Consider the following 26,042-nt stretch of genomic DNA (forward strand, 5'->3'; position numbering starts at 1 on the left):
CGACGGGTTAGCGGCTGGCGCGTTGACGGGTGAAGGAGCATGCCGATGCCTTCACCTCTGTCGGTCGACTTACGCGAGCGTGTCGTGGCTGCCGTGGCGGCAGGGGCCTCGTGCCACCGAGCCGCAGCTCGCTTTGGGGTCAGCGTGTCGAGCGCCAGCCGCTGGTCGCAGCGCTCGCACCAAGAGGGCCATGTCGCGCCCAAGCCGATGGGCGGCGATCACACCTCGCAGCGCATCGAGGCGCATGCCGCGCTGATCCTGGCGACCTCCGAGCAGGAGCCGCGTCTCTTCCTGCGCGAGTTGCGCGACCGACTGGCTGAGCAGGGCGTCCAGACCAGCACAAGCGGCCTGTCGCGCTTCTTCCAGCGACACGCGATCACCTGGAAAAGGGGGCGACGTTCGCAGCTGAGCAGGAGCGTGAAGACGTAAGAGCGGCCCGCGAGGCGTGGTTTGAGGCACAGCCCGAGCTCGATCCGGACCGGCTGGTGTTCCTGGACGAGACAGCGGCGGCCACCAACATGGCGCGGCGCTCCGGCTGGGCCCCACGCGGCGAGCGCTGCCGGCTCGCAGCCCCACTGGGCCATTACAAAACCACGACCATCACCGCCGCCCTGCGCACGAGCGGGCTGTGTGCCACCGCGCTGCTGGACGGCCCCACGAACGGCACGCGCTTTTGCAGCTATGTCACCGACACCTTGGTCCCGGTGCTGCAGCCGGGCGACATCGTCGTCATGGACAATCTGCCAGCCCACAAGGTCGCCGGCGTGCAGGATGCGATCGAGGCCGCAGGAGCGCGGCTGCTCTACCTTCCGTCCTACAGCCCTGATTTCAACCCGATTGAACAGGCCTTCGCAAAGCTGAAGGCGCTGTTGCGCAGCGCGGCAGCCCGCACGATCCCGGATCTGTGGGCGGCGATCCGGCAGGCCTTCACCCGTTTCACGCCGCAAGAGTGCCGCAACTACCTCGCCGCAGCCGGCTACGAGAACGACTTGGCCGTCGCTACCTGACCGGGAACAGCTCTAGCACGGAAACGACCCCGGCCTGATGGCCGGGGCCTGCCAAAATCGGTCATGAGCGCCATCGGTTCGGACTGCCGATCAGCCGCGGAGCCTGATGCGAACGGGCGGAATCCGGTTTTTGTGCAATCCGCATGCGGCCACAAAATCGAGAGCGTCTGCTGTTTCCGCGACGGAGCAGCCCGCTCGAGGACCGGGATGTGCTCCGCCGACCACTGCGCATGGTTAGCTGATCCCTTCCGACCGGCTGGGTTCTTCACGTCTTGTTAACGTGTCCGGGCGAGCCTGGCGGAGGTGACCCGGAGATTCGTGCCATGCGCACACTGACGGCGGAGGACGAGCAGGCTGTCGAGCGCCTGACGCTCCAGCTTCTTCACGACGCTTATTGCGATCTCGCAGCCGTGCTGCGCGGCGCCCAGCCTCAGGCCGCCGCGGCGATCCTCGGCGTCATGGAACAGCGCGTGACGGACGTCCTCACCCGGATCTGCCGACAGGGGGCGGAGGGCGCGGCCTCGGTGGATATCGCGATCGCCGTCGGCGAGCGGATCGGCGAGATCATGGACCAAGCGCACGGCCGGGACGGGCGGAGCGCGCTGGCGGCCTGAACTGCAGAAGCCGCCGGGCATGGTGGCCACCGCGTCCGCGACGCCGTACGGCCGCGCCGCCTCGCTCGCCTGAAGTGAGATGGCAGGCCTCTTCTGAGTTCGACGGTGCGAGTGCATGAGCTACCGCGAGGGCTTTGACCGACTGCTCGCAAAGGCCGGGCAGGCTTAAGCCATGCTTGAGGCGGCACTCATCGCGGCTCTCGCGGCAGCCCCGAGCGCCGCTGCAGCCGGCGCGATCAGCGGACCAAGCGCCGCATGACCGCTGCCGCCCCTTCTCGTCATGCCGTCCGGTACACGCGGCGCCATCGCCATCGTCGTCTTGGCACTTGAGCAGGCGCCGGTGCGCCGCCGATGAGACCTTCACCGGACGCCGAACGCCTCGCCCGTCAACGCGAGGTCGCCGAACTCGAGCGGCAGCCGGCCGCTGGCGGAACATCCTCCGATCACCGGTGGCGGCGAAGCCGGTGGAACCGAGGGCAGGCCGCCGAGGTGCGGTGGGTTTTCCCAACCACACGCCTCATCGCGGATCGGCGCTGATCGCCGGCAGGCCGCGCTCCGGTTGTGGGAGTGTCAGGAACATCACCCTTCCCGAATCCGTTTCCGGCGTAAGCGGGCAGAATTGTCATCTGCCGCGGCAGAAAGAGGATCGCTCGATCCTCAGGAGGACGCCATGGGTCTGTTTACTTCGGACATCAAGAGCTTAGACGACCTCTTTGTGCATCAACTCCAAGACATCTACTACGCCGAGCAGCAGATCACGAAAGCCCTGCCGAAAATGATCGGCAAGGCGACTGATCCCAAGCTCAAGCAGGGCTTTGAGACGCACCTGCATGAGACCGAAGGTCAGATCAAACGCCTGGAACAGGTGTTCCAGATGCACGGGCACAAGCCGAAGGCGGTCGATTGTCCGGCCATCGACGGCATCATCAAGGAGGCGAACGAGACCGCTGGGGAGATCAGCGACAAGGACGTGCTCGACGCCGCGCTGCTGGCCTCGGCCCAGGCGGTGGAGCATTACGAGATCACCCGTTACGGTACCTTGATCGCCTGGGCGAAGCGGCTCGGTCGCAACGATTGCGCCAGCGTCCTGCAGCAGAACCTGGACGAGGAAAAGGCCACGGATCAGAAGCTGACCGCCATGGCCGAGAGCAAGATCAACCAGAAGGCGGCCTGACGGCTGCGCCCCGGGGGCGGCTCATGGAGCCGCCCCTGCAGGCTTGCCCTTCGCCAGCCGCGTTCCGCCGTCTGCTTGCCGCTGGCGCGGCGCTTGTCCGCGTTCGTGCGGCGCAGGCCATTGGCCCCATTGGCACCGGGGCGGCGCAGGGTCTCGCACAGGCCGCCCTGGCGCGCGTCGCACGGCAATTCGGCAAAGCCTGCGTGCAGGGCTGCGGCGTACCGGTGTTGGGCTAGTCGATGGCTGCGATGAGCGTCAGGACGGTCGACAACACAGCCAGGGTCCCGACCGTGGCGAAGGTGGTGAGGATGAAAGCGTGCATCGGTGCAGCTCCCTATGCTGCCGTTTTGGTGCGGCAGCATAGGAATGCTCGATGTGGACGCCGGCCGCGGTGTTACGGCGCACGGTTGACGCCGGCCCCGCGCACGGCGGCCTCGGTGGGCTCCCAGCCTTGCTGGGGTCAGGCATCGAGCGCGCGGCATCACGCCGGGGTTGGCCGCTTCCGCGTCGCGCAACCGCAGGGCTTCATGCGCCACGGTGGGGCGAGCCGAGGACGGTGGCGATACCCAAGCCCAGTTACAGCCGCTCCGCGCCCACGAGGGCGCGGGGCATGCTGGCTGACCGCCGACTGACGACCTTACGAACCGATCAGGCGGCCCTGCGTCCCTTTCGTCCGCGCTCGGCCATGGCACCCGGCTGGCCCAAGCCGATGGCCTTGGCGAGGGCGGAGCGCTGCTCGGCATAGCTCGGTGCCACCATCGGGTAATCGGCGGGCAGGCCGTAACGGTCGCGGTAGCTGCGCGGGTCGAGCCCGTGACTGGTCAGGTGACGCTTGAGGGTCTTGTAGGTCTTGCCGTCGATGAAGCTGACGATCCCGTCGTGCCGGACCGACTTGCGGATCTGGGCCGGGCTCGGCTTCTCGACCTCGGTCTGCGCCGCCGGGCCGCTCTCGGCCGTCACGGTGCCGGAGACGAGGCCGGCGATCGCGCCGTGCACGCGCGCGATCAGCGCCGGCAGCTCGGAGGCCGGCACCGGATTGTTCGACACGTAGGCGGCGACGATATCGCCCGCCAGCTCGATGATACCGTGGGTGCGCTCAAAGGTTTCTTCCGTCATTCCCTTCATGCCTCTGCCCATCGATTGCACGAATGAGCTGCGTTCGAGTCAAGAAGGGCCGGTAGATTGTCAGCGGTGCGGCGAAGGCAAGGTCCCAGCTGAAAACGGTATTGCATCGTACAAACGATAATCGAACGATCACCGAAGGATGGGGCGAATTTGCGGAGGTTGCCTCTGCGGGACCTGTTTCCGATCAGGCGGCCCGGGCTCGGCGTCTGGCTTCGAGGCGGGTCCGGCGTTGAAAGCGTGTCGGTTCTTGGCTCGGTTGGCCCGTCCACCACGGGATTCCGCGGGCGTGACGGTTTACGTGGATCGGTCAAGGCACATCGTGAGGGGGATGAAAAGCGCCTTCCCTGTTCCGGCTGGCATCCTAGCCTGACTCTACTGCGCAGAACGGTGTTGATCTGGCTCAGATGGGTCGTTGAACTCGCAAAAATGTGTCGAGGCGCGTTCCGAAGTCCACCAGGGTCAGACCTGCCGCCGGTGAAGTGGCGCACCGTCGAGGGCGCGCTCAGCCGTCCTTCGCCTCGTCTCCGACGACGTGCTGTGCCGGGCCAATCCGCAGGGAGCCCTCCACAAGTCCGCCGAGAGGATCGCGGATGCGAGCGACGGGCTTGCGACCGGCGGCCCCGCAGGTTCTCCCGGCGGGACGCGATGATCGCCAAGCCGACTCTGTCGCCGGTGAAGTGGCGCCCGGTGTCGTCGACGTGCCCGTGACCGTTCAGGATGCGACTTGCCCAGGTACCCGCAGCATCCTGAAAGGTGCAGGCCGCTCTTGTCCGGCGGTCCGCCGAGCAGCACCGAGGTCGTTGCAGTCTCAATCAGGAACGGTCGGCTCGCCTAAGGTGTTCGGAGGTGTTGCTACACCACCGACAGGGGAGACGTGCATGGACATTTGGCAGCTGATCGAGCGCGACCACGAGAACATCGCCGGCCTGATCCGCGAGATCCCATACGCGTTCAACGATCCCGGCGCAGTCGGCAGCCGGGAGCGCATGCTCGCCGATCTCATGGACGAACTCGAGCTGCATGCGATTGCCCTCGACGCGAGCCTCTACGGCCCCCTGAGCCGTGAGAGCCAGACCCGCGCGCTGATCGAGGATCTGCACCGCGGTCATACGGAGTTCATGCGGCAACTCCAGCAGCTCGCCCGCTACCGGGGGAGGCACTCGGACGGCTGGCTCAACACGTTCGAGGACGTCACCTTCCTGGTGGATCAGCACCTGCACCGGCACGTTCACGAACTGGTCCCGGCAGCCCGTGCGCTCCTCTCGCCCGAAGAGGTCGGCGCTGCCACGCGCGCTTACGTGCGCGCCAAGACGAGCGCCCTTCAGGGGCGGCGGCGAGGCGGGGCGACCGGGATCATGTCGAGCGAGGTGGCTCTCGTCACCACCGCTGCGGCGGTGGCAGCGGGGCTCGGCTATTTATTCTGGCGCGGCGGCCTCTTCGATGGAAGGCGGCGGACTCACGCGGCGGGATCCGGCGGTCGTCGCGCCGGGTAGGCGAACGCGGTTCCCGCCGTAGGCCGGGCGCTGGACTGGATCGGGGGCGACGCGCGTGACTAAGCCCGTGCCTCATGGCGCGGGCCTCATGGCGCGGGCGGGCGTATCACCACGACCGCGGGCGGGCTTCCGATCCACTGCGGCGCGGTCGTCCGGCGCGAGGGGTCCGGCCGCGGGAGCGATGTGTTGGCCGCGTAGGCGAGGTCGGGGCCGAACCGGACCAGCACGATCAGGGCAGTGCGCATGCGGGGCCAACACGCGGGCATGGCGGCGGGCTCCCCCGCACACGCGTCGACCGACCTGTGTGCTGCCGTGACATCGATGGGCCCTCGTCAGGGTGAATATCACTTGCCGGGATGAGGGTGGGGGCGCACCTATCGGTGAGCGGGCCGTCCGAACGAGCCCGGCAGACGGGGACACGGCCATGATTTTCGAAGGCGATCACGGGCAGACCGAGGCGCCGTTCACGACCGCCGTCGGCGTCTTCCGCGTGGCGCTCGTCACGTTCGCTCGCGAGGTCGCAAATCGAGACCCGCAGCTCGCCGCGACCGCATTCGCCGCCGCTGAGGCCGCCGTGCAGGCTCGGCTCGGGGCCGGAGCGAGCGACGGAGAGGCGCATGACATGATCGGCACGGGCGCGGCGGTCCGCAATGCGATCCGCTACCAGCTTCAGAAGGTTCTGACGGCTGCGAAGGCTGCGATTGAGGAGCAGGCGAACGATGGCAGCGCCGACGCGGGCGGTTGAAGGAAAAGCCCGCCCGGATCGGCCGGGCGGGCGTCTCTCTCATCATTCATTCGTCAGGGTCGCCCTATCGACGCGGAAGGTGGCCGACCGGTTCCCGAGAGGGGCGGCCGGATGCCGCGTTGAGCGCTCATCCGATCGCGCCAGATCCACCACCGGCCGCAAAGCCCAACCGAGCGGTCAGGCCGCCCAGCCCGGCCCCCGGATCACGACAGTCGAGCCGAGGGCGCTTTGTCACTTCGCGCCTCATCCGGGCCGGGCGGCCACTCGTAGCCGCGGCCCCGCGCCTCCTCACTCGCCTTCTTCTCAGCGAGCTGGCCTATGGCACGCAACAAGACGGTCCGAATGTGAGCGCGCCTCTTCCGCTTGTTTACAAGCTCGTAAGTAATGATCGGGCTTGTCTCGCATGAGGCCGTCATTGTGGTTGCTCCAGAGGAAACGAAGCGCCCCGACCATTCGTCGAAACGTGATCATCCGGCGGCCCTCGGCGGCTTCCGTCGCGTATACCGATGTGGTTTATCGCGAACTCATCCATGTTGGAGCCCTCGGGAGAGGGCGCTGTCTGAGGGGACAGATGTCTAAGCGCTTCTATTTCGACGTCGAGAGCGGTCGAGGGATGACCCGTGACGATGTGGGCGTCGAGGCCGCCGATCTGGAACAAGCGCTGAGCGATGCCCGAAGCGTGATCCGCGAAATGGCCGGCGAGTTGGCCAACGACGTTCTGGGTGAGGCGCCGGTGCTGGTCGTCCGCGACGAGGCCGGATCGTCGATCGCGCGCCTGCCAATCGAAGAATTGCAGCACGGTCTCTCCAGTCCTGAGCGCAGAGATGCGCGGCGGCTGATCGGGCGCCGTCACTAGTTCGGCCGCAGGAACGGCTACGGTCCCGGATTGGTTCCGTCTCAGAACTACTTACGCCGTGGGCGCGGTCTCCCAATCCTGCTGCAAGCGGTACGGCAGCGGACAGCTGGCCGCTGCCCGCGACGGCGGCCGTTCCGGATCCGCCAGGACCGCATTCCCCGATCGGGTGGTCAGCCGCGTCGCGGCCGGTGCCATGGCCCGTCGCTCCGGCGCGCTGGTCGGCCTCGCGTCCTTCGTCAGCCTGATCATCGCCGCCAACCTTCCGCCACGGCGGATGATAGCCTTACCGGGTGGATCGCCTACGCGACCGCCCTGCCCGCTGCCCGAGCCGCGGCGCGCCAAGCATCCCGGTCGGCCTGCACGCGGGCCAGCTCATCCTGAAGCGCCTCGATCTGCGCGTGCAGCTCGCCAGCGTCCACCGCCAGCTCCACGCACTGGTCCTGTGTCTCAGCCAGCTGCTGGCGCAGCTCGGTGTTCTCCGCCACGAGAGCGAGGACAAGGCAGGCCGTTTCATCGCTCATAGGGCGAAGCCTTAGTTCTTCAGGCTGGGCTCCTCAACCGCCCTGGTGACTGCTCCCCGCCCTGAAGGAGGGGGCTTCTTCGCCTCATCCTGCATTGGGGGCTCCTGCTGCCAGCGTGTCCAGACCGACACGGAGGATGTTGAGCGCGGCGTTGTGGTCCCGGTCGTGCAGGGTTCCGCACTCGTCGCAGCGCCAGCTCCTCTGACCCAGACCCGCGATACCTCTCGGCCGCGACGGCGCATCTCGCGATCCGCATGTCGAACAGGTCTGCGAACTCATGGCCTCCGAGACTTCCAGATACCTTCGGCCATTCCTCATGGACTTGTACCGAAGCTGCTCCCGGAAGCCCGCCCACCCGGCGTCGTACACCGACTTCGCCATCGTGGTCTTGGCCAACTTCGACGGGCTGACATCGCCGACGACGATGGTCCCGTATTCCGCGCACAGGGCCGTGCTGGCCTTGTGCAGGAAATCTCTGCGGCGGTTGCGCGCCTTGGCCTGGATCGCCCGCGCCCGTTTCGTCTTGCGCGCCTGCTGCGCCTTGGCGAGCGCCTGCTCGCTCTCGCGGTAGAAGCGCGGCATCTCGATCCGATCGCCGGTCGAAAGGGTCGCGAGCGTCTTCAGGCCCAGATCGATCCCGACCGCGTTCTCAGGCCGCGGATCGCGGCACTTCACCTCGACGGGCAGATTGACGTACCAGCAGCCCTTGGCGTCGGCGTTGAAGCTGCCTGCGCCGAACCGCATCACCGGCCTCAGTACGTCCCGCAGGTGCATGGCTTCGTAGCGGACGCCGCGAAAGACGAAGGCCTCGCCGTCGAACACGACGTGGCCGGTGTTGAACGGCACCCAGCCGAGGGACTTGCGCCCGCGCCAGCGCAACCAGGGCTTCTTCTGCGCCTTCCGCCCCTCGTCGTAGGCGCGGCACACTCGCTGGATTGTGTGGGCGTGGAGATCGAGTTCCTTGCCTGCACCGGCCGTGAGCTTCATCAGGTCGTAGACGGAGAGCCACTTGCGCCGGGCTTGTGCGGCCTTCTTCTGCGTCTCGTTGCAGAAATTGAACACGACGTTCACCGCCCGCGCCTGCCTGCGCAGGCTGGGACCATGCTTGTCCCTCAGGCGAAGTTTGAGCGTGATCTGCATCGGCGTTCCGTTTCCGTTCTAGCACGGAAACGACCCCGGCCTGATGGCCGGGGCCTGCCAAAATCGGTCACCCCTCCACGGCGATGTGCGGCCGGCAGTAGCTGTCCCGCACGGCCGGGATGTCGTCGTAGCCGTCGACCAAGCAGAAGTACGTGCACACCAGCCACCCGGCCAGGGCGACGCACAGCACGCCGTTGTAGATCCACAGCCCGATCACGCGCCTGCTGGGAACGCTTGCCAATCCGACGACGGAGCCCGGCACCCAATCGACCGCGAACACGATGGTACCAAAGGCACCCAGAACGCCGGCCAACATCACGGCGAGAGCAGCGACGGTCATTCAGTATCCTGCCGGCGGCAATCACCGCGTAGCTCCAGCGGAGCGCGCCCACTGCGGTCGCGCATAGTACCAGGGGCAGCGACGCCAGGAACAGCGCCTTGGTCACGGCTCTCCCCTGCGGCCTGTCGCAAACGCGATCGCGCCTGCTTTTACGGGCGTGAGCCATCTCCTCCGAGCTTGCCGCTCCGATCCGGAACTGGCCCATGATCCTCAACGCTCTCACGGTCAAGCTGGTGGGAGAAGCTCGCGGCGACGTCCGGGGGCTGCACTTCGCCAGGCGGCTTATCGTGCAGGTCGTGTCCCAGTGCGACCGTGTCCGCGCATCAAACAGAAGACGAATCCGAGCGCAGGCTGCCGCGAGCGCCGGTGCGCAGCTTGAACCTTGCCAAGATGTGCCGCGGCCAGGCTTGCGTTAACGCTTCCGGCAGAAACGGCGCACACCCGCGAGGATTGTCGTCCTCACCTCTTCCCAAAGGCCTCTGCCCGGACCAGGTTCGTGGCTGGCAGACCGCGGCATGAGCCGTGCCGCCTTTTAGCAGAAGGCGGCCGACCCCGGTGTTAGCAGCACCAGCGCCGGCCTGACCACGATCCGTATCGCACTAGGATACCGACCATGGCTGAGACCTTCCCTACCGGCGTTCAATCGCCGGCGAAACCGCCCCGCCGCACGAAACGCGGGCAGCCCCCCTCCCCGTCCCGGCAAGCCGCCTGATCGCCTGAGCCGCGCTGGCGCGCACACCCGCTGCGCCCGCACGTCTCTCGTCATCCTGCAACCCTGACGCCCTGACGTCGCCGCAGGCCGGAGGCCGCGGCACGAACCTGCCGGTCACCCGCCCACTCGGCGGGGGCCGCGGGCCGGCGTCGCTTGGACGGACACCATCCATGACCATCGTCGTTCCCCACCCCGCCGCCCAGCGCGGCGGCCGACACCGGCTGTCCGAGCGCGGTCCGTCGGGCTCCCTGCCCCAGGCCCGCGTCACGGTCCCGCTCGGCAGCGCCGCCGCCCTCGGCTGCGGCTGCCCCCAGCCCACCCTCCCGCAGGTCTGCGCGCCCGACTTGCTCGCGGCGGCCGAGGCCGCGCTCGAGGGCGCCTTCCGGGCGACCTTCGTGCCCGATCCCCTGCTCGGACCCGGCCTGTCGCAACTCGGCTCGGTGCTGGCCTCCCTGGTCAAGCGGCACGGGGCCCTGATCGAGGCGGCCATCACCGACGCCCTCGAGCGCAACGGCCGCTACATCGTGCTGCGCAACGTCGCGATGCCGATCACCGTCCCCGCCCAGGAGCTCGTGCGCGCCAGCACCGTCGCGCAGCTCGGCCAGACCTCGATCGCGCTCGCCGGAGCCGTGGCGCAGACCGTGTTCCTCGACCTCGTCGTCGTCGACCGGCAGGAGAGCCGCGCCGTCATCGCCGAGGTCAAACGTGGCTCCGGCAAGAACGAGGCCCGCAAGGTCCATCAGATCGAGTGGGTCCTGCGCTGCGCCCAGGTCCAGGCACGCGCGTTCCTGGCCAGCCTCGGCTACGAGGTCGCCGCCGCCCGCGCGGTCCTGATCGACGTCTACGGACGGGCCGGCTACGGCGACGACCTGACGGTCAGCGGGCCGGCCATCGACCGCCTGTTCGCGGTGCCGGTCACGGCCGCGGTCGAGGCCGTGACCGCGGTGCTCCAGACCCGTCTGCGCGCGGCCGTCCCGGACCTCCTGACAGTGGCGCTGGCAAGCCTGGGCAGCGCCGAGGACGCCGCGCGCCCGCCCCGGTCCGGGTCGCGCACGCCCTGACCCTCCGCTGATCGCGTCGGGCCGCGACCGCGACCCGACGCGCCGTGCAACCCCTCCCGATCCCTTCGTGCCGCGCGCCTGCGCGCCGGTGCGCTCTCCAGGCCTGTCCGCATGAACCCCGCTCTCGATCCCGATGCCGGTCGCCCTCTCACGTCGGCCGAGCCCTCGCTCGGCGCGCCGCCCCTGTCCTGGTGGCGGCTCCTCCCGCCCGGGGCGTTCGACCTGAGCACGCGGCGCCGCCTGCGCGCCGCCCTCCTCGCCGCACCGCCCCTGCCCGCGCCCGACTGGAACGCCGCCTGCCGCGGCGATCCGACCGCGGCGGCCAGGATCGCGGTCGCGGCCCTCGCCGAAGCCGTCGCCCTGCCCCGGCGCCTCGACCCGGCGATGTCGGCGGTCTGCCTCTGCGCCGCACGGGGGGACGCGGCCTGCATCGACCTGCTCGTCCACGTGCTCGGACGTCGGGCCCGGCGCCGGGCCGACCTCGAGGCCCTGTGCCTCACCCAGGCTTGGCGCTCCGTCCAGGCTCGGCGCTCCGCCGCGCGCCGCGGTCCCGACCGCGCCGACGCCGCGCGCTGAGGGGAGACGACGATGGCTTTCTCCTCGACCCCGCCGGCTCTGCACATCGATCCCGAGGCGGCGCGGCGCCTGCTCCTGCCGATGCTGCCGCGCCGCCTGCGCGCCTGCCTGGACCAGAGCTTGCGCGTCGCCGCCGCCTGCAGCGAGCTCGCCGCCGAGATCACCACCCTCGTCCCGGACGCCGCAGCGCTGGTCTCGGCCTGGATCGCGGCTTGCACTTCGGCGGACGGCGATCTCTGGCACGACCGGCGCTGGATCGCCCAACGCTCCGCCCTGACCCGGTTCCTCGACGCGCGAGCGGTCGAGGGGGACCGGCCGGCCGCCCGGGCGCTGGCCGACGTCGTGACGCTGCTCTCCTGCGGCGGCGATGATCGTGAGGCGGCCGCGCGCCTCGCTCAGCCGCTCTGGCACGAATGCGCGATGATCCCCGGCCTCACGCCGCAGCTGACCCTCTTGGCCGAGGCGCAGACGCACCTCGCCCTCGGCCGGGTCCCCGAGCCGGAGGCCGATGCGGACGCGATCGGGGCGACCGATCTCGCCACGGCGCTGCTGGGGGCTTGGCGCGACGCGTTGGCGGATGCGCTGTCGGTGCTCGCCGGGGAGGCGAGCACCGCCGCCGCGGCGGCCGCCGTGCTGGCCGCCGGCGTCCATGACGCGTTCGCCGGTGACGTGGCGCTGGTCCACGCGCTGGTGCCGGCCGGGGAGCGCCTGACGCGGCCGGTCGCGGACGGTGCGGCGACGCGGGAGCGGCGCAGGCGCAAGGCCGTCGAGGCCCTGCTCGCCCAGAGCGAGGCGCGCCGGCGCGAGAAGGCGGGGAGCGTCGCGGCGGGGGCGCCGGACGTGGACGCCCCGCCCGAAGAGGTGCCGGAGGGCCACGTCCTCGTCGTCCCGGCGGTCCAGGAGACCGGGAGCGACCGCGGCAAGAGCGTGATCCGCGGCTACGAGCACATCATCGGCAAGCCGCTGCCGCTCGTGCCGGTGCCGGATCTCGCGGCGGTGCGTGCCCGGCTGCTCTTCGAGTTCCCGTACGCGCAAGTCACCGTCGACCGCCTGCTCGCCGATCTGGTCGGACGGGTGCACGCGACGCTGCGCCCGACGCTCCTGGTCGGCCCGCCCGGTGCCGGCAAGAGCCGCTTGGCGGCCCGCCTGGCCCATCATCTCGGGCTCGGGCTGTGGCGGGTGGATGCGACGAAGGACGCGGGCGCGTCGCTGGGCGGGCTCGATCGGCGCTGGGCGAGCTCTGAGCCGGCGCACGCGGTCATGGCCGTGGCGCGGGACGGCCGCGCCAATCCGCTCATGCTGGTCGATGAACTGGAGAAAGCCGCGACGCGCGCCGACCACGGCCGGCTCTGGGACGCCCTGTTGCCGATGCTCGAGCCGGAGACGGCGCGGCACTACCAGGACCCGGCCTTCCAGGCGGAGGTCGACCTCAGCCACGTGTCGTGGCTGGCCACGGCCAACAGCGTGGGGAGCCTGCCCGGACCGCTGCTCGACCGGCTGCGCGTGCTGGAGATGCCCGCGCCCGGCGCGGCGGATCTCGAGGCGCTGCTCGGGCCGGTCCTGGCGGGGATCGCGGCCGCTCGCGGGGTGGATGCGGCCTTCCTGCCGCCGCTCGACGGCGACGCGGTCGCGCTGGTCCGCCGGGGGTGGCGGGGCGGCTCGATCCGGCGGCTGACCCGGCTGGTCGAGGCTCTGGTGACGGCGCGCGAGGCGCTCGCGGTGCGCCAGTAGCCGACGAGGCTTGTATGGCTCCGGACTGGATGCGACGTGGATAGGACGCCACGTCGCTAGCAGATCCCGAGCCGCGAGGGCCGGATGACGTGGACCGGACAGGGCCCGGTTCGCGGATTCCCGCCGATCCGACCCATCGAGCATCTGCGAAGCTCGCGGGATTGATGCAAGAATGCGGGGAGCAGATGTGCTCGGGCGATCCGACAATTGCATCCCCTCGCTTGCGCTGCTCCCATAACAGCGTCGGCCGATGGATCTGCTTCCCGGCACGTCCCTCCCGCGCGACTGACGGGCGGTCTCGCAACAGGCCAGGACTGCGGCCTCGACCGGATCAGCCGTTCCCGGGGGCGTCGGGACCATTGCGGGCTCGGAGGCCGCCAGGGCAACGAAAACCTCTATCGCCCTTCTGCATCCCGCGCCCGACACGCGCGCGGCTCCTGACTGTGCGGCCCCCGGTCGGGGGACATGGGGCGAATGGGCACGCCAATGTGGATCGAAATATTGGCGCGCGTGCAGGCCCGGATCCGGTGGCACCAGCACGGCGGTCAGGCGCAGGCGGCCCTCCACCCGCCGGAGCGACACAACCGTGACCATCGTCCCCCAGTGGGCCAGTGCGCCACCGAGCGCCTCGCGAACCCAAGCCTTCTCATCCGAGATGGCATCGGGCGCGTCGGTCGCCGCCAAGCCGAGAACGTGGTGGGTTGATGCGAGCCGGCGGCCGTCTTCCAGCCCGGCGACAGGTATGCGCGCCTGCAGGACCCGTTCGGCAAAGCCTGCGAGCGCGCTATCGTGCTCTCCGTAAACGATGCTCACATCCGGGTCCGGCTCGTGCGCCCTCCAGCCGGTCGCCTCGGACAGGGCCAACTCCATGGCGGCACGGGAAACCGTGACGATGGTGAAGCGCGCGAGCGCCACGGTCGCAATCGAAGGCATGCAAATCTCCGTAGTTGTCGAAGATTTTCAGAAGGTCATGCAAGTCGCAATGGCGATGGTTTGTGTGTGGGTATAGGCGCTATAAGCCTACAATTTCTGTTTTTCTGATTTTGAGATTATCTCCTTCGTGGCTTTTAACTCACGCGGCGGGCCAGCATCGGCGCGGTGCTACCGCCGCACATCGCTCTGCAGGGAGAGGATGATGTCGAAAAGCGAGAAGCGAAGGGCCCGCATTTGCACCAGTGTGCGTCTGACCCCACGCGAGAAGGCTCGGATCGACCGCGCCGCCGCGTGCCGCGGCCTCGGTCCGTCCGCCTTTCTGCGTCAGGCCGCCCTCGCGGCGGCCCGCGGTCACGCTTCTCTCCCCGGTCGCCCCGGACTCGATCTCGCGCGCTGGACCGCGCAGATCGGCGCGGCTTTCGATGCGATCCAGGATCTGTCGCCGCGGGGTGGACAGGAGCTTCCGGTGGCGGAGTTGGACACGATCCTGGTGCTCCTCCGCGAGATGCACGGTGTGGTCACACGCGCCGGCGAAGGGGTGCCGTGATCCTCACCGCCCATCGCCATGGCCGGACGCCGAGCGCGCGCGCTGGGCTCGCGGCCCACCTCGCGGCGACCGCGGGCGGTCAGACCGTGCGTTTGGTAAGGGTGCGCGGGAGCGTGGCGACGGACCTGCCGGGGGTCGTTGCCGATTTCGCCCGGCTGCGCGCCCTGTCGCGGACCGCGCGGACCGCTGTTTTGCATGTGAGCGTGAACCCGGGCCGCCCCTGGGGCGACGACCGCCGTGACGCGGCCGTCGCCACGATCCTGAGCTTTCTGGGGGCCGAGCGCCACGCCCACGCACTCGTCGAACATGCGGACAAGCCGCGCGCGCGGGGCGGGTGCGGCAACGTGCACTATCACGTTGTGGTGGCGCATGTCGGTCCTGACGGCCGCGCCCTGAACAGCCGCCTACTCTACGCGCGGCTCGAGGCTGCACGCGCGCTGATTGAGGTTCGATTCGAGGAGCAACTAACGCCCAGCCGACGCACCGATCTGGTCGCCGAGCTTCTTCGTGCGTCAGGCCACGAGGATATCGCGGCTTCGGTGGAGGCGATCCGTCCCCCGCCCGACGCGCTGCCCCGCTCCGGCCTGACCGCCGCGACACGGGGGCGGCTCGCCCGCGCCGGGCTATCCGCTCCGATCCTGCGGGCTCGCGTCCTGGCGGCGTACGCAAGTGGTGACGACCGTGCTGCCGTGGCTGCGGAACTGGCCGAGGCGGACATGGCGCTGGAGGCAGGTGAAAAGCCTGGTATCTGGATCGTTCGCGCGGGAGGACTCCTCATTGGTGCGCTCGACCGCCTCGTCGCGCGCCCACGCGACGAGGTCGCGGCCTTCATGGCCAAGCCGACCGCGGCGCCGGAACGTGGCCCGGTCTCGAAGTCGGAGGCGGAGCCTCCGTCCGAGCCGATGGTACCAACAGACCAAATCCTGGAACCGTGCCTACCAGCTTCGCCTCCAAGGGACGTCGGGGCAGCAGCATCGCCGAAGCTCCGCCCGCAAGCCCCGGCGTTGGAGGGAGCAGGAACATACGATCCCGCCGACCGGGCACTGCGACACGCATACCGGATCTGGCTAGCTCACATCGAGGGCGATGCGGAAATGCGACAAGCCGAGCTCGACGAGGTGCGCCGCGGTCCGGACCCGCCACCCAGCCGGCGTCGGGAGCGCCGCGAGATCGACATTCGGTGCGACGAGGCTTCAGCGGCGGTATCGGATGCAGAGAAGGCCCTTCAGGACGCGGAAATCGATCAGGCTCGCCGCGTACCGGGTTTCCGAAGACGCCTGCGCGATGCCGTGGTCCGGCTCTGGGGCGGGTCGACCCCTGCTCCGCCTGAGATCGTCGAGGCAAGGACGAACTTAGCAGCCGCGCGCGCACGGCGGGATGACAGACTTCGCATCCGCTCCGAATTCAAACATGCAGTGGCAGCCGAACAGAAGGCATACGCGGATGCCGTCAAACGCGACGCGAGTGCGCGCGAGCTCGCCGAACGTAGGCTCGAAACCGACCTCGCCCGTCTGCGCGACTGGCGTTACGTCCTCGAGTGCAACCCGCGGCTGGTCCTCGGCGGTGCCGAGGCGATCGAAGCAGCGGTGACTGAGCTCCGGCGGTTGCGAGTGGACGGTCCGCGCGCGCAAGCGTCCGTCATTCCCGGCGACACCCTGTTCGCGCTCGATACGGAGCAGCTCGAATCGAGCTGGGACGATTCGAACGCCGCTTCATCCCCGCCCCGGCCGCCGTAGAAGACATCCTTCCGCCTGGGCTCGATCCCGCCTGAGCCGTTCCTCGATGCTGACGCGGTCGCGCTGGTCCGACGGAGGTGGCTCGATCCGGCGATTACCCCCGGCTGGTCGAGGCCCGGGCGTACGGCGCGCGAGGCTCACGCTATCCACCGGTAGCCGATGAGGCTTTCACATTTCTGCGTCGACCTTGGTTGTTCTTGGCGAGCCAAGGTCGGCCCATGGTTCAGACGAGGGGGATCTACGGTGACAGACATCGATGGCGATGGAAGCGGGCCGAAGGTCGAGGTGGACCAGGAGCACGCCCGACGCGAACAGGCGGTTAGAGCCGAGCTCGACAGCATCGGGAGAGGTTTGGCGCCCGACGAGCGAACGCTCGCGCGTGCCCCTTACCTCGCGGACTGGTCCTGGAAACCACATCCGATCTACGGTGTGCCCGTCCTGTGGGGGCGCGTGCATGGCCACGCGCGCCTGGGCGACGGGCTGATCTACACGGGACGCGTCTGGGCGATGGCTGTCGATCGGGGCTGGGCGCTGACGACGTCGCGATACTACCGCCTCGGATCAGCGGACCCCTCTCTGGACAAGGCGTAGGTCCGCAGGATTGTCGCATGCCGCTTCATCGCCAACGGTGAGGCGGTGCTGCTCGGACCGCCGGGCATGGTGGGCAAGAGGGGCCCGCAGCAGTGGCGGCGGTCTCCCGCCAGCCAAGTGATCGCCGCGGGCTGCTGAAGCGGAGGCGGGGGCGCAGTACGCCGTCCCGCTGCGGCCGCCTAGCGCGCTTCGCGGTAGCGGGTCACTCCGGCATCGTCACAGGCGCGCGATGGAAACCTTCGTGAGACCCGAGACACCGATGGCCTGCGCTGAGGCCTTTGACAGATCGATCATGCGGTGACCGACGTAAGGACCGCGATCGTTGATGCGCACCACGACAGACTGACCGTTGCGCGTATTGGTCACGCGCACCTGCGTCCCGAGCGGCAAGGTGCGGTGCGCGGCCGTCAGCGCGTTCATGTCGAAGCGCTCCCCGTTGGCTGTGCGCCGGCCGTGAAAGCCGGGACCATACCAGGACGCGACACCCGCCTGCTCACCGGATGAGGCTTTGGCCTCGGCACCAGCGAGCGACACGCAGGCCGCCGCGAGCAGAACCAGAATCGACGGACGGGCTTTGGAGATCAACTTGCGTTCTCGCTACTGTTTTGAGCGAGGCTGCTAAAGAAGATCAATTGTGACGAAACGGCGTCGCGTCGGTGCATGGCTGGTATGCTGCCGTGCATGACACATATGTGGCGAGGTGTGGGGATCAGTAGAAGCGGCTCGTCTCGGAGGCTTAGCTTTCGGCAGCTCGCCGATCGTGCCGAAAATGAGGTCCTGCGGGCGTGCGACAGGACGGCTATTCACGATCCTTTCAACGCGATGCACCCGGCGAGCAGATCGATTTCATCCCAGGCACGCCTCTGGCTCAGATCCGGAATGTGTTCTGTACGCCCAACAGCGCGCCGGTGCCTGACCCGAAAGGGAGGGCGCGGTTCAGCACGCCCTTGCCAATAGGGGCGTGCGTCCAGGTTGAGGATGGGCGCGGGCCAAACCGAGCATCCGTGGGATTAGGCCTGCCTCGGGCGCCCGGCAGAACGGGCCAGCCTCATGGCGAGGCCGGCAGCGGCCGCATCCTCACCGATCCCCAGACGGAGCCGGATGCCGCTCGCCGGTCAAACGCGGACCATCGGCGATGCGCCGCCCTGCGTTGTGTCGGCAGGGCGCCCTAATCTATCGCCGTGCGCAGATGGCCCGCGCCTTCAGCGCCGCCGCCGTTCCCATCGTGAAGCAGTAGACGCTGCTTTCGTCCATCGCAGGCCTCTCCCCGCCGCTGCAGGTGCCATTCACCGCGAACTCTTCGGGGCCGCAGCTCGCCACGCAGCGCCCGCCGGCCGTGCACTCTTCGACATGTACGCGCAGGGCGCCGGCAGCAGCTGCCTTGCCCTCGGGGCCGGCCGGCCCCGCCGGCCCGCGATCGCCCTTGTCGCCCTTCTCGCCTTTGGGCCCGGCCTGTCCGACGGGGCCGGGAGGCCCTGCGGGGCCAGCCGGGCCAGGGTCGCCTTTCGGGCCTCGCTCACCCTGAGGTCCCTCGGGACCCTGCGGACCGGCAGCGCCCTGTGGACCGCGCGGTCCGACCTCACCCTTCGGGGTGTTCGCCGCCAGCATCATCGGTGCAGGCTTCGAGGGGGGCGCCGCAACCTGCTGGGACGGGGGTGCCGCAACCTGCTGGACGACGACATGGGGTCGCGAGCAATAGCCGACGACGGCCTGCCGGCTGACAGCCTCAGACTTGAGCGTCACGACACAGGATTCCGGATGATAAGGGACTTGGAAGGAGAAGCGCCCGTCCTGACTGGCCCGAACGTCGAACTTGTCGTCCAAGGTGACGTTTGCCGCACGGGGTGGGTTCAAGATCCCAAATATCTTCAGATCTCCGTTGGCTATCATGGCCATGTCGATGTCGATGCCTCCGGCTGCATGGGCTGCGGATGCCAGCATGCAGAGCGCTGCGACTGAAGCCGAATGCCAAGCCATCCTGCCACCCCGGAGTTCTGGAGAATCTCGTGCCTATAACAGTCGCGGTGTTCTGTTCTGCGGTGCGCGTATATCTCTGCCAAAGTACGGCAGTTGGAGATGGCACTTAGCCAATTGTGCAGGGGGGTACCCTCATCCGAGCAGAAGGGACGGCGCGTGGCGAGCTTCCGCTGGGCTGATGTCCGGTCTCGCTCTGTGCGGCGATCCGATGATGGGCGCCGAGTCCGGAACTTGGCGGCTTTCGGCAGCCGCGCGCGACAACAGGCACTCCCGGACAGGGATGTAGACGTCGCCGTCATCCTCATCTGGGCCGAGGAGTTCGTGCGCCTGTGTGAGCACGTTCACGAGCGCCGGCACCTGAAGGATCTGCGGACCCACACCTGCCCGCATTGGGCCAAGGCCATGCAGGACGCTGCCGAGGCCCAGGAGCGGCGCCGGTGAGCGCCGGCGCGGTTGCCTCATGCCTGCAGGTCTCCACCGAGCGGCAGGGTCGCTCAGGGCCCGTACCTGAGGCCCAGCGCCGGGCCGTGGCCGACTTCCTCAACAGCGGATCTTGGCGGCGTGTGGCTGAGCTTGTCGAGGTATCCGCGTAGTGCGAGGTGTCGTGGTCCCGGTGAGCGGCGGCCAGAACCGCGCGGGTGGTGTGCACGATCGCGAGCAAGTCCACGGTCCCGACGGCAAGGCGCATACGACGCCCTCGCCCATCGCGCCAGAAGCCGGCCTCAGCGTTCCACCAGGGGCCGTCGCCTGAGTGAAACACCCGTTGCCCGTGCAGCCGACCGCAGCCTTTGTACCGACTGCCGGCTCGCGGGAAGCGCATCACCGCCGACGGCTGCGGCCAATCGATCGGGTAAAGGAAGCGGTGCTGGCGCCGGATCGGCATTGTCGAGTTGGACGCAGTCGTACGCGCGAAAAAGCGCCCCGGAGGAGGCTCCAGGGCGCTTCGTGACTAAGCGGCCAGTCTGGTCGGACTGGGGGCGCTTAGGTCAAGCAGGATTTCGGCAGCGATCAGTACGAGCCGAACTTGTAGTTCAGGCCGGCGCGGACGACGGCGAATTCGTTGTTGTTGCGCAGCGGCACGTTGTTGAACACCGGCACCAGCCCTGCGGGCGTGACGAGGCCGCCGACAAGCGGAAGACCCGAGTTGCGGCCCTGATCGAGGTTTACGTACAGGCCTTCGACCTTCACCGTCACGGCCGACGAGTGGAAGAAGTTGAGCCAGCTGTCGGTGGGCAGGGCGTACTCGACACCGCCGCCGACCGTCCAGCCGGTGACGAAGCTGCTGCGGTTACCCGCAAAGTTCTGGAAGGCGACGCGCGCGCCTTGATCGCCCGTGGCATAGGCGAAGCCGCCCGTGGCATAGAATAGGGTGCGGTCGAAGGCGTAGCCGAGGCGGCCGCGCACCGTGCCGAAGAAGTCGAGCGTGCTCAGCAGGCCGTCAGCCGGCACGAAGGCGCCGAAGGCCGGGCCGGGCGCGCCGGTCAGCAGAAAGCTTTGACGACGGCGGCCGAAATCGAGGTACTGGGCGTCGGCCTCGAAGCCGATCACCGCGCCCGAGCCCGGGGTCAGCTGCCAGTTGTAGCCGATCTGGCCGCCGCCAGAGAACCCTTCGTTGTTGTTGCTGGCGTAGGTGAGCGCAGAGCCCGGCGCCAGGATGGCCGGGACGAAGGCACCGGCGGGGGTGATGGCGATGGGGCTGCCGGCCGTCTGCACGAAGCCATTGGCCCGGTTGGAGCTGGCGTCGAAGCCGTAGCCCGCGTTGAAACCGGCGTAGAAGCCGGTCCAGGTGAAGACCGGGACGGGGGTGAACACCGGCGGCGGGGCGCGACGCGGCAGGTCCGCCGCAGAGGCGGCGCCAGTCAGGAGCGCCGTGGCGGCGCTCGCGAGCAGGAGCTTCTTGATCATCTGGTCCTCATTCTCCCGTTGCGCGGGACGTGTGCTGGGCGCACAGAACGGCAGGGTGCACGCCTACGATCGTGCGAAACCGCAGCAACACTGCCTATTGAGGCTTAAGAAACAGTGAAAAATTGATATGATCTGATGAGCGGCGGCTTAGGCGTGATCGGCGTGGGGTCGATATTTATATATTTCCGCAAGCCATACGCAAAAACAAAAATCCCCTTCGCTTGCGCCAAGGGGCTGAAGGTTTTTGCTCTAGCCCCAGGACCAACCGAGGCTGCATTCAATATCAACCGATTTCATGCCGTCTGGCAAGTGACATTGTGAGCTCCAGCTCGTCGTCTATTGTAGTGGGTGGCCGTGGTAGGCTTGGATGCGGTCGATGTGCCGGCCGAGGCCGTGACCGGCAGCGCCTCCATCCGCAGCGCTCTATCGGCGGAGCCGGATGACAGGCCGGATCTGCTACCCGCCGCGGCGAACCGGGCGGGGGTGACGGGTCGGACGCTCTTGGCGGCGACCTCCCAGGCCGGCACCAGCCGCTCTTGGCCGGGCAGGTTCCGATAGGCGGACGTGCGCTCGAACAGGACGAGGATGGCCTCGACACCTGCGCTCCGGCGGCTATCCTTCCGGGATGTGCTACGCCCTTACCGCCGGGCGCGCTCTGCACGACGCGGGGTGATCATGAGAAGCGCGCTGGCCAGATGGCTCATGGTGGCGCTTGCCGGCTTCGGAAGCACCCCTGCGGTCGCGCGGCACAGTCGGGCCTACAGATCGGTTCCTCGCGAAAGAATCCAACCGCCACAACCCAGTTATCTGCGACCGCCGGCTACGACGCTGCGGCCCGCTGATGATGGCATCATTCACTGGAACACGCCGAACAAGGACGGAAATCTCGGCGGCCCCGGGGCGGGTGGAGGCGGCGGCCCAGGCTGAGCTAATCCGCTCTCACCAGACCGCCCGTGGTTCTGCGCCATGTTGCAGAACAGGTTGTCGCGGCAGAGACACGGCATGGAAGAGCCCGCCGCGGCGGATCTGCTCAACGAACCTTAGCCGTTTGACGTAGGATTTCGGTCTTGCGCTGGATTGGCATGCCACGAACGATCCGGCGTCGCTCCGGCCTAAGCCTTGGCCGAACGGCATCGGGCCGAACCACGTAGCAACGGGATCCGGCCCACCCTTCATCGTAGCGTGCATGAAAGAGCCCGCCGCGGCGAACCGGGCGGGCGGATGGTGGGGTCTTCGCAAGGAACGTCTAGAGACGCGGACCAATGCCAAACGGTTCCCGAGAGGGGCGGCCGGATGCGGCGTTGAGCAGCCACCCAATCGCGACAGATCCGGCGCCGACAGCGGCGCCCAACCGTGCGGTCAGGTCGCTCGGCCCGGAACCTAGGTCCCGACGGTCAAATTGAGGGCGCGCTCGCCTCGCGCTTCATCCGCGCCGGGCTGCCGTTTCGACGAACCCTTATCGGGCGATGGAAAGCGGGCATGAAGAAGCCCGCCGCAGCGATGCCGGCCGGGTTGAGATCGGCGTCGGGTCAGTGGCGCCATCGTTGGTATACCGTATTCTAGCGAAGAAGCAGCGCTGTACAAAACCGCATAGCCTAACAATTGTACACGACTGTTCAGAACCGGGCCATCTAATCTGCGTTAATAGGGACCTGGACGAAAAAGGGCCGCCCCGAAGAGCGGCCCGAAGTCTAGGGAGGAAACGCCCAAGAAGGGCAGCGGTGCAGCACGCTGTGCCACACCGCCTAGTCCCAAACGGCCGGCCCGGGATCATGTTCCGGGCCGGCTCACTTGCGCCTGGAATGCATTGGCTATGGACGAAAGCCCGCCGCGAACCGGGCGGGCTGGGTGGGCATGACCGATGAGCGCCTGACACGGAGATCCGCCGACCGGTGATCGGTTCCCGGAAACCCGCCTACATCGCCGACAATGCGAGCACCGTCGCGGTCACGTCTGCCAGGGCGATGGTCGAGAGTACAAAAATCAAGCATCGTTCCATGGCTCCTCCCAAAGGCGTTGGATTGCCCGCTGAGTTGAAGCTCTCATCAGAGTGCGGATCTGACTGTGATCTGGATCACGCACTCTAATACGGCGCAATCGGCACGACGTGGGCAGGGCTGACAGTCGCAGCGAGAGAACTTCACCACGATGTCCGGTATGCCGCTGCCATCGAGGACCGGCGTCCAGCTGGAACGCGCGATGCCCCGGGGGCAGGTCACCCGCTCCGTCCCCGATCCAGGGCTGCTCTCATCCTGCTCCCGCAGGCTGTTTTGACGGCGCCGGCGGACAGTCGCGCCCGCTGGAAACGTCAGCGGGCCGCCGACGGGACGACTTGGGCACCTGCCGCGACATTCGGGTGGGCGGCCAGCGCATCCGATGCGTGCTCAGGTGCCGTATACCCCGGTTCGGCCTTGATGGTAGCGCTCGTGGGGTCAGGTCGGCCCGGAGCCGGGCTGGCCGATCCGGCAGTCCCGCTGAGCGACGGGGCGGATGATCCGTAGGGCGTAAACGGGATCGTGATTTTGCGCTCAAGAATTCGGAATCGTTGCTCCGCGGAATGCCACGTCTTGCGGAGTGTCGTCTGTTTTCACCGAGATGGTCCCGGCTTAGCTTTCCTCCGGGCGGGCGCGTCAAGACCCGCCAGGAGGAAACCCTGATGTCGCTCCGCGCCGTGACAATCTCTGCCGCACTGAGCACGCTCGCTCTCGTCACCGCATCCCGCGCCCAGTAACCCCCCACATCACCAGCGCAGCAGGCCGTCCCGCCCTACGGGCAGCCTTTGGACTTGGGAGACCGCGCGCCGCGTCGTCGCGGGCGCTGAGGTGGAGGCCACAAGGAACGGTTGGCCGGTGGCGATTGCCGTGGTGGACAGCACCGGCCGTCTCGCCCTCCTCGAGAAGCTCGACAACACGCAGTATGGCAGCATCGACCTCGCGACGATGAAGGCCATGGCGGCCATCAACTACCGGCGCCCGAGCAAGGCGTTGCAGGATGCGCTCGCTGCGGGCGGGGTCGGCCTGCGCGTGCTCAACCTGCCCGGCATCAGCGTATACGAGGGCGGTTACCCGCTGTCCGTCGAGGGCAAGCTCGTCGGTGCCGTGGGCGTATCGGGCGTCCTGCCGCCGCAAGACGATCAAGCCGCACGGGCTGGAGCCGAAGCGATGAAGTCGCGGTAGGTCCCGGTCTGCCCATTCAGCAATCGCGTGCGTTGTGCGCGCGGAGATCGAGGCCTTGCGCGGGGCTTTGCGGGCGGGATTTTCTGAGTGCTTTCCCCCGATCGGCGCAGCCATCTCCCGCGCCCGCCGCTCGCCCGACAGAAGAGCCGTTCAAACTGTCATGGGACGGAACCTTGGCTGTATTGTGCGAACGGACGTGCGATGACATAACCTGCGATAACAAAGTAAAAATAGGTGGAGGACAAATATGATCGGGCAGGAAGAAGCGCGTGGTGCAGCCAGCACGCGCCTACGGAGCCTTTTTATCGTTGCGGGATTGAGTGCTGCACTTCTGGCGGCGGGAGGCGCGAGGGCGCAGGATTCTGAGATCGCCAAAACAGACACGCAGATCGACGGGCTCGATCCCGGCATCAAGCTCTTCCTGCGCGAGAAGATGGCCGCAGGAAATACAAGCTTCAACGATGAGAATGTCGTGCTCTTTCTTCACGGTGCGACGAGTCCGTCCACCTGCGATTTCGACCTCGGCTACCAGGATTATTCTTGGGCCGATTGGCTCGTGAAAAAGGGCTACGTCGTCTATATGGGCGATTACCGGAACTATGGCGGCTCGACACGGGAGCCGGTCATGGACGAGCCCGCAGGCAAGAACCTGCCCGCGACGCGGTCTTATCTCGCGTTGCGCGACATCGAGGCGATGGTCAATGCGATCAAGGCCAAGCGCGGCGTCGGACAGGTGATCCTGATCGGATGGTCATGGGGAGCGATGATGGCCGGCTACTACACGTCGCTGCACCCGGAGAATGTGCACAAGCTGGTTCTGTATGCACCGCTCTACAATTTCAACGACCACACCAATCTCGGGCCGGGCAGCAGCCTGCAGAACAAGCGCAAGCCATACGAGTTCAACTTCGCGCTCGGCGCCTATCGGACCGTGTCGGAGGCAGGGAATACGGGACGGTGGAACGGCGAGATCCCCGTCGAGAACAAGGACGAATACCGCGATGCCGCTGTGCCGGCCGAATTCTGGAACGCTTGCCTCGCCACCGATCCCACCAGCAAGTCACGAACGCCGCCGAGCGTGCGCGCGCCGAATGGCGTACTTGAGGACTCGTTTTATCAGGCGACCGGCCGCCCGCTGTGGAATGCCGCGAACATCTCCGTGCCGACGCTCGTCATCGGTGGCGACAATGATACTTGGTCCTACCGCGAAGACCGTGAGGGCCTGATGCGCGATCTGGTCCATGCGCCGGTGAAGAAGAATGTGCTGATTACGGACGCGACGCACTTTGTCTTGTTCGAGAAGAAGCGGTTCGAATTTTTTGGAAAGATCCTCGACTTCATGCGCGATCCGAACGAGAGGACGCCTTAGGCTGGTGTGGGCACCGGACGGCCTCCTGCCCCGCGATGGATCGGGCGGGCCACGCGTTCCGGTCGATCGCCGGCCGGGCGCGTGAGATCATGGCTCTCACGGAAGCCGACGCGGGCCTCCAGAGCGATCTGCGCCGGCCCTACGCCAGCGTCGGCGACTGGCAACGTGAGCTCGGCCGCGCGGGGCTGAGGTCGCCCCGAAACCTGGACCGGTTCGGCTGCCGAGTGCCGGAACGGTGCGCGGTTCCATCCGGCGCGCAAGCGCCTTCGGCGGGTATTCAGGGAGCCGCACCTTATCGCGGCGCTCCATCGGCGCCGCTGGATTCATGCGGCCTGCGATGCTGTCTCCGAAGCGGCGGGTCTCTCCGAAGGCGGGGATTGAAGAGCCAGTCGGGCTTCGGCTCTGCGATCAAGCGTATAGAGCAGCAGGCCGACGGCGAGAGCGGCAAAGCTACTGCAAACAGGCGCTGCCACGATGGCTAAGACGAGGCCGTATTGGTAGCACACGGCGAGTGTTGCTACCCCGCTACCACAGGCGGTGGCCAGCAATACGGAAATGTAAGTCGGCCGCCCGCTCATCGCTGGTCTCGAAGTATCGCTGAATTGCCTATGCGCTGAGATTACGGCGGCAATAAGCGAATTTCACGGGATTTCAGTGTTCGGCGTTAACGGCCAACTCGGCGGCAGCGACCTGTCCAGTGTCCGCTGAGGCTG

General features: G+C 67.8%; 24 protein-coding genes. 16 read left to right on the plus strand and 8 right to left on the minus strand.

Features of this window, described 5'->3' with window-relative positions; translation table 11 throughout:
• The first annotated feature begins 45 nt into the window (after positions 1 to 45).
• The 3 genes from ACYCO6_RS17590 (at position 46) to ACYCO6_RS17600 (ending at position 2,795) form a co-directional block, all read left to right on the plus strand.
• Positions 46 to 1,007 (plus strand): IS630 family transposase gene (locus ACYCO6_RS17590; RefSeq protein WP_459764350.1). Its coding sequence is split into 2 segments (ribosomal slippage): positions 46 to 385 and positions 385 to 1,007, totalling 963 coding nucleotides; the frame shifts between segments, so codons are not numbered across the junction.
• 323 nt (positions 1,008 to 1,330) lie between these two features.
• Positions 1,331 to 1,621 (plus strand): hypothetical protein, encoded by a 291-nt coding sequence (locus ACYCO6_RS17595; protein WP_459773272.1) that lies wholly within the window; start codon positions 1,331 to 1,333, stop codon positions 1,619 to 1,621.
• 670 nt (positions 1,622 to 2,291) lie between these two features.
• On the plus strand, positions 2,292 to 2,795 hold the full coding sequence (locus ACYCO6_RS17600; protein WP_459773274.1) for a YciE/YciF ferroxidase family protein: 504 nt from the start codon (positions 2,292 to 2,294) through the stop codon (positions 2,793 to 2,795).
• Positions 2,796 to 3,443: 648 nt separating this feature from the next.
• On the opposite strand, the gene ACYCO6_RS17605 is transcribed toward ACYCO6_RS17600, so the two are convergent.
• A complete protein-coding gene (locus ACYCO6_RS17605) occupies positions 3,444 to 3,911 on the minus strand; it encodes a Ros/MucR family transcriptional regulator (RefSeq protein ID WP_459773276.1) in 468 nt (155 codons plus the stop codon).
• Positions 3,912 to 4,798: 887 nt separating this feature from the next.
• Between ACYCO6_RS17605 and ACYCO6_RS17610 the strand changes: the two genes are divergently transcribed.
• Positions 4,799 to 5,413, plus strand: a complete 615-nt coding sequence (locus tag ACYCO6_RS17610; protein WP_459773278.1) for a hemerythrin domain-containing protein — start codon at positions 4,799 to 4,801, stop codon at positions 5,411 to 5,413.
• An 86-nt stretch (positions 5,414 to 5,499) separates the two neighbouring features.
• Here ACYCO6_RS17610 and ACYCO6_RS17615 read toward each other — a convergent pair whose 3' ends face one another.
• Complete coding sequence (locus ACYCO6_RS17615; RefSeq protein ID WP_459773280.1) at positions 5,500 to 5,658, minus strand: hypothetical protein; 159 nt, start codon at positions 5,656 to 5,658, stop codon at positions 5,500 to 5,502.
• A 179-nt stretch (positions 5,659 to 5,837) separates the two neighbouring features.
• Between ACYCO6_RS17615 and ACYCO6_RS17620 the strand changes: the two genes are divergently transcribed.
• Both ACYCO6_RS17620 and ACYCO6_RS17625 read left to right on the plus strand, forming a co-directional pair.
• The gene (locus ACYCO6_RS17620; RefSeq protein ID WP_459773283.1) at positions 5,838 to 6,158 is read left to right on the plus strand and encodes a hypothetical protein; all 321 of its coding nucleotides are present in this window, start codon (positions 5,838 to 5,840) and stop codon (positions 6,156 to 6,158) included.
• A 571-nt stretch (positions 6,159 to 6,729) separates the two neighbouring features.
• Entirely contained in the window at positions 6,730 to 7,014 is a 285-nt protein-coding gene (locus tag ACYCO6_RS17625) for a DUF6894 family protein (protein WP_459773607.1), read from the plus strand.
• Between the two features lie 299 nt (positions 7,015 to 7,313).
• Here the strand turns inward: ACYCO6_RS17625 and ACYCO6_RS17630 are convergent, their stop codons facing one another.
• From ACYCO6_RS17630 to ACYCO6_RS17640, 3 genes are all read right to left on the minus strand, one after another.
• The gene (locus ACYCO6_RS17630) at positions 7,314 to 7,535 is read right to left on the minus strand and encodes a hypothetical protein (protein WP_459773285.1); all 222 of its coding nucleotides are present in this window, start codon (positions 7,533 to 7,535) and stop codon (positions 7,314 to 7,316) included.
• A gap of 84 nt (positions 7,536 to 7,619) precedes the next feature.
• The gene (locus tag ACYCO6_RS17635; RefSeq protein WP_459773270.1) at positions 7,620 to 8,675 is read right to left on the minus strand and encodes an RNA-guided endonuclease InsQ/TnpB family protein; all 1,056 of its coding nucleotides are present in this window, start codon (positions 8,673 to 8,675) and stop codon (positions 7,620 to 7,622) included.
• A gap of 67 nt (positions 8,676 to 8,742) precedes the next feature.
• Positions 8,743 to 9,015, minus strand: coding sequence for a hypothetical protein (locus ACYCO6_RS17640; RefSeq protein ID WP_459773287.1), 273 nt, complete (start codon positions 9,013 to 9,015; stop codon positions 8,743 to 8,745).
• Positions 9,016 to 9,897: 882 nt separating this feature from the next.
• Between ACYCO6_RS17640 and ACYCO6_RS17645 the strand changes: the two genes are divergently transcribed.
• The 6 genes from ACYCO6_RS17645 (at position 9,898) to ACYCO6_RS17670 (ending at position 16,902) form a co-directional block, all read left to right on the plus strand.
• Complete coding sequence (locus tag ACYCO6_RS17645) at positions 9,898 to 10,788, plus strand: hypothetical protein (RefSeq protein ID WP_459773289.1); 891 nt, start codon at positions 9,898 to 9,900, stop codon at positions 10,786 to 10,788.
• Positions 10,789 to 10,899: 111 nt separating this feature from the next.
• Positions 10,900 to 11,364 (plus strand): hypothetical protein, encoded by a 465-nt coding sequence (locus ACYCO6_RS17650; protein WP_459773291.1) that lies wholly within the window; start codon positions 10,900 to 10,902, stop codon positions 11,362 to 11,364.
• Between the two features lie 12 nt (positions 11,365 to 11,376).
• Positions 11,377 to 13,095 carry an AAA family ATPase gene (locus ACYCO6_RS17655; RefSeq protein WP_459773292.1) on the plus strand — a complete coding sequence of 573 codons (1,719 nt, stop codon included), beginning with the start codon at positions 11,377 to 11,379 and terminating at the stop codon, positions 13,093 to 13,095.
• 1,132 nt (positions 13,096 to 14,227) lie between these two features.
• Positions 14,228 to 14,575, plus strand: a complete 348-nt coding sequence (locus tag ACYCO6_RS17660) for a plasmid mobilization protein (RefSeq protein ID WP_459773293.1) — start codon at positions 14,228 to 14,230, stop codon at positions 14,573 to 14,575.
• Between the two features lie 113 nt (positions 14,576 to 14,688).
• Positions 14,689 to 16,311, plus strand: coding sequence for a hypothetical protein (locus ACYCO6_RS17665; protein ID WP_459773295.1), 1,623 nt, complete (start codon positions 14,689 to 14,691; stop codon positions 16,309 to 16,311).
• 243 nt (positions 16,312 to 16,554) lie between these two features.
• Positions 16,555 to 16,902 (plus strand): DUF6634 family protein, encoded by a 348-nt coding sequence (locus tag ACYCO6_RS17670; protein WP_459773297.1) that lies wholly within the window; start codon positions 16,555 to 16,557, stop codon positions 16,900 to 16,902.
• A gap of 216 nt (positions 16,903 to 17,118) precedes the next feature.
• On the opposite strand, the gene ACYCO6_RS17675 is transcribed toward ACYCO6_RS17670, so the two are convergent.
• Positions 17,119 to 17,454, minus strand: coding sequence for a septal ring lytic transglycosylase RlpA family protein (locus ACYCO6_RS17675; RefSeq protein WP_459773608.1), 336 nt, complete (start codon positions 17,452 to 17,454; stop codon positions 17,119 to 17,121).
• 621 nt (positions 17,455 to 18,075) lie between these two features.
• Positions 18,076 to 18,756 carry a hypothetical protein gene (locus ACYCO6_RS17680; RefSeq protein ID WP_459773298.1) on the minus strand — a complete coding sequence of 227 codons (681 nt, stop codon included), beginning with the start codon at positions 18,754 to 18,756 and terminating at the stop codon, positions 18,076 to 18,078.
• Between the two features lie 222 nt (positions 18,757 to 18,978).
• On the opposite strand from ACYCO6_RS17680, the gene ACYCO6_RS17685 reads away from it, so the two are divergent.
• Entirely contained in the window at positions 18,979 to 19,320 is a 342-nt protein-coding gene (locus ACYCO6_RS17685) for a nucleotidyltransferase domain-containing protein (protein WP_459773300.1), read from the plus strand.
• A 567-nt stretch (positions 19,321 to 19,887) separates the two neighbouring features.
• On the opposite strand, the gene ACYCO6_RS17690 is transcribed toward ACYCO6_RS17685, so the two are convergent.
• Entirely contained in the window at positions 19,888 to 20,784 is an 897-nt protein-coding gene (locus tag ACYCO6_RS17690) for an outer membrane protein (protein ID WP_459773302.1), read from the minus strand.
• A 135-nt stretch (positions 20,785 to 20,919) separates the two neighbouring features.
• Here ACYCO6_RS17690 and ACYCO6_RS17695 point away from each other — a divergent pair, with 135 nt between their 5' ends.
• From ACYCO6_RS17695 to ACYCO6_RS17705, 3 genes are all read left to right on the plus strand, one after another.
• Complete coding sequence (locus ACYCO6_RS17695) at positions 20,920 to 21,105, plus strand: hypothetical protein (RefSeq protein ID WP_459773304.1); 186 nt, start codon at positions 20,920 to 20,922, stop codon at positions 21,103 to 21,105.
• A 2,501-nt stretch (positions 21,106 to 23,606) separates the two neighbouring features.
• Positions 23,607 to 23,960 (plus strand): GlcG/HbpS family heme-binding protein, encoded by a 354-nt coding sequence (locus ACYCO6_RS17700; RefSeq protein WP_459773306.1) that lies wholly within the window; start codon positions 23,607 to 23,609, stop codon positions 23,958 to 23,960.
• A gap of 247 nt (positions 23,961 to 24,207) precedes the next feature.
• Positions 24,208 to 25,329 (plus strand): alpha/beta hydrolase, encoded by a 1,122-nt coding sequence (locus tag ACYCO6_RS17705; RefSeq protein ID WP_459773307.1) that lies wholly within the window; start codon positions 24,208 to 24,210, stop codon positions 25,327 to 25,329.
• The last annotated feature ends 713 nt before the right edge of the window (positions 25,330 to 26,042 follow it).

This window comes from Methylobacterium sp. CM6257, assembly GCF_054611515.1.

Bases quoted from the DNA above. Each gene is read 5' to 3' on its own strand.
- ACYCO6_RS17595 (WP_459773272.1), top strand. From the start codon at position 1,331: ATGCGCACACTGACGGCGGAGGACGAGCAGGCTGTCGAGCGCCTGACG.
- ACYCO6_RS17600 (WP_459773274.1), top strand. From the start codon at position 2,292: ATGGGTCTGTTTACTTCGGACATCAAGAGCTTAGACGACCTCTTTGTG.
- ACYCO6_RS17605 (WP_459773276.1), bottom strand. From the start codon at position 3,911: ATGACGGAAGAAACCTTTGAGCGCACCCACGGTATCATCGAGCTGGCG.
- ACYCO6_RS17610 (WP_459773278.1), top strand. From the start codon at position 4,799: ATGGACATTTGGCAGCTGATCGAGCGCGACCACGAGAACATCGCCGGC.
- ACYCO6_RS17615 (WP_459773280.1), bottom strand. From the start codon at position 5,658: ATGCGCACTGCCCTGATCGTGCTGGTCCGGTTCGGCCCCGACCTCGCC.
- ACYCO6_RS17620 (WP_459773283.1), top strand. From the start codon at position 5,838: ATGATTTTCGAAGGCGATCACGGGCAGACCGAGGCGCCGTTCACGACC.
- ACYCO6_RS17625 (WP_459773607.1), top strand. From the start codon at position 6,730: ATGTCTAAGCGCTTCTATTTCGACGTCGAGAGCGGTCGAGGGATGACC.
- ACYCO6_RS17630 (WP_459773285.1), bottom strand. From the start codon at position 7,535: ATGAGCGATGAAACGGCCTGCCTTGTCCTCGCTCTCGTGGCGGAGAAC.
- ACYCO6_RS17635 (WP_459773270.1), bottom strand. From the start codon at position 8,675: ATGCAGATCACGCTCAAACTTCGCCTGAGGGACAAGCATGGTCCCAGC.
- ACYCO6_RS17640 (WP_459773287.1), bottom strand. From the start codon at position 9,015: ATGACCGTCGCTGCTCTCGCCGTGATGTTGGCCGGCGTTCTGGGTGCC.
- ACYCO6_RS17645 (WP_459773289.1), top strand. From the start codon at position 9,898: ATGACCATCGTCGTTCCCCACCCCGCCGCCCAGCGCGGCGGCCGACAC.
- ACYCO6_RS17650 (WP_459773291.1), top strand. From the start codon at position 10,900: ATGAACCCCGCTCTCGATCCCGATGCCGGTCGCCCTCTCACGTCGGCC.
- ACYCO6_RS17655 (WP_459773292.1), top strand. From the start codon at position 11,377: ATGGCTTTCTCCTCGACCCCGCCGGCTCTGCACATCGATCCCGAGGCG.
- ACYCO6_RS17660 (WP_459773293.1), top strand. From the start codon at position 14,228: ATGATGTCGAAAAGCGAGAAGCGAAGGGCCCGCATTTGCACCAGTGTG.
- ACYCO6_RS17685 (WP_459773300.1), top strand. From the start codon at position 18,979: ATGGCACTTAGCCAATTGTGCAGGGGGGTACCCTCATCCGAGCAGAAG.
- ACYCO6_RS17690 (WP_459773302.1), bottom strand. From the start codon at position 20,784: ATGATCAAGAAGCTCCTGCTCGCGAGCGCCGCCACGGCGCTCCTGACT.
- ACYCO6_RS17695 (WP_459773304.1), top strand. From the start codon at position 20,920: ATGAGCGGCGGCTTAGGCGTGATCGGCGTGGGGTCGATATTTATATAT.
- ACYCO6_RS17705 (WP_459773307.1), top strand. From the start codon at position 24,208: ATGATCGGGCAGGAAGAAGCGCGTGGTGCAGCCAGCACGCGCCTACGG.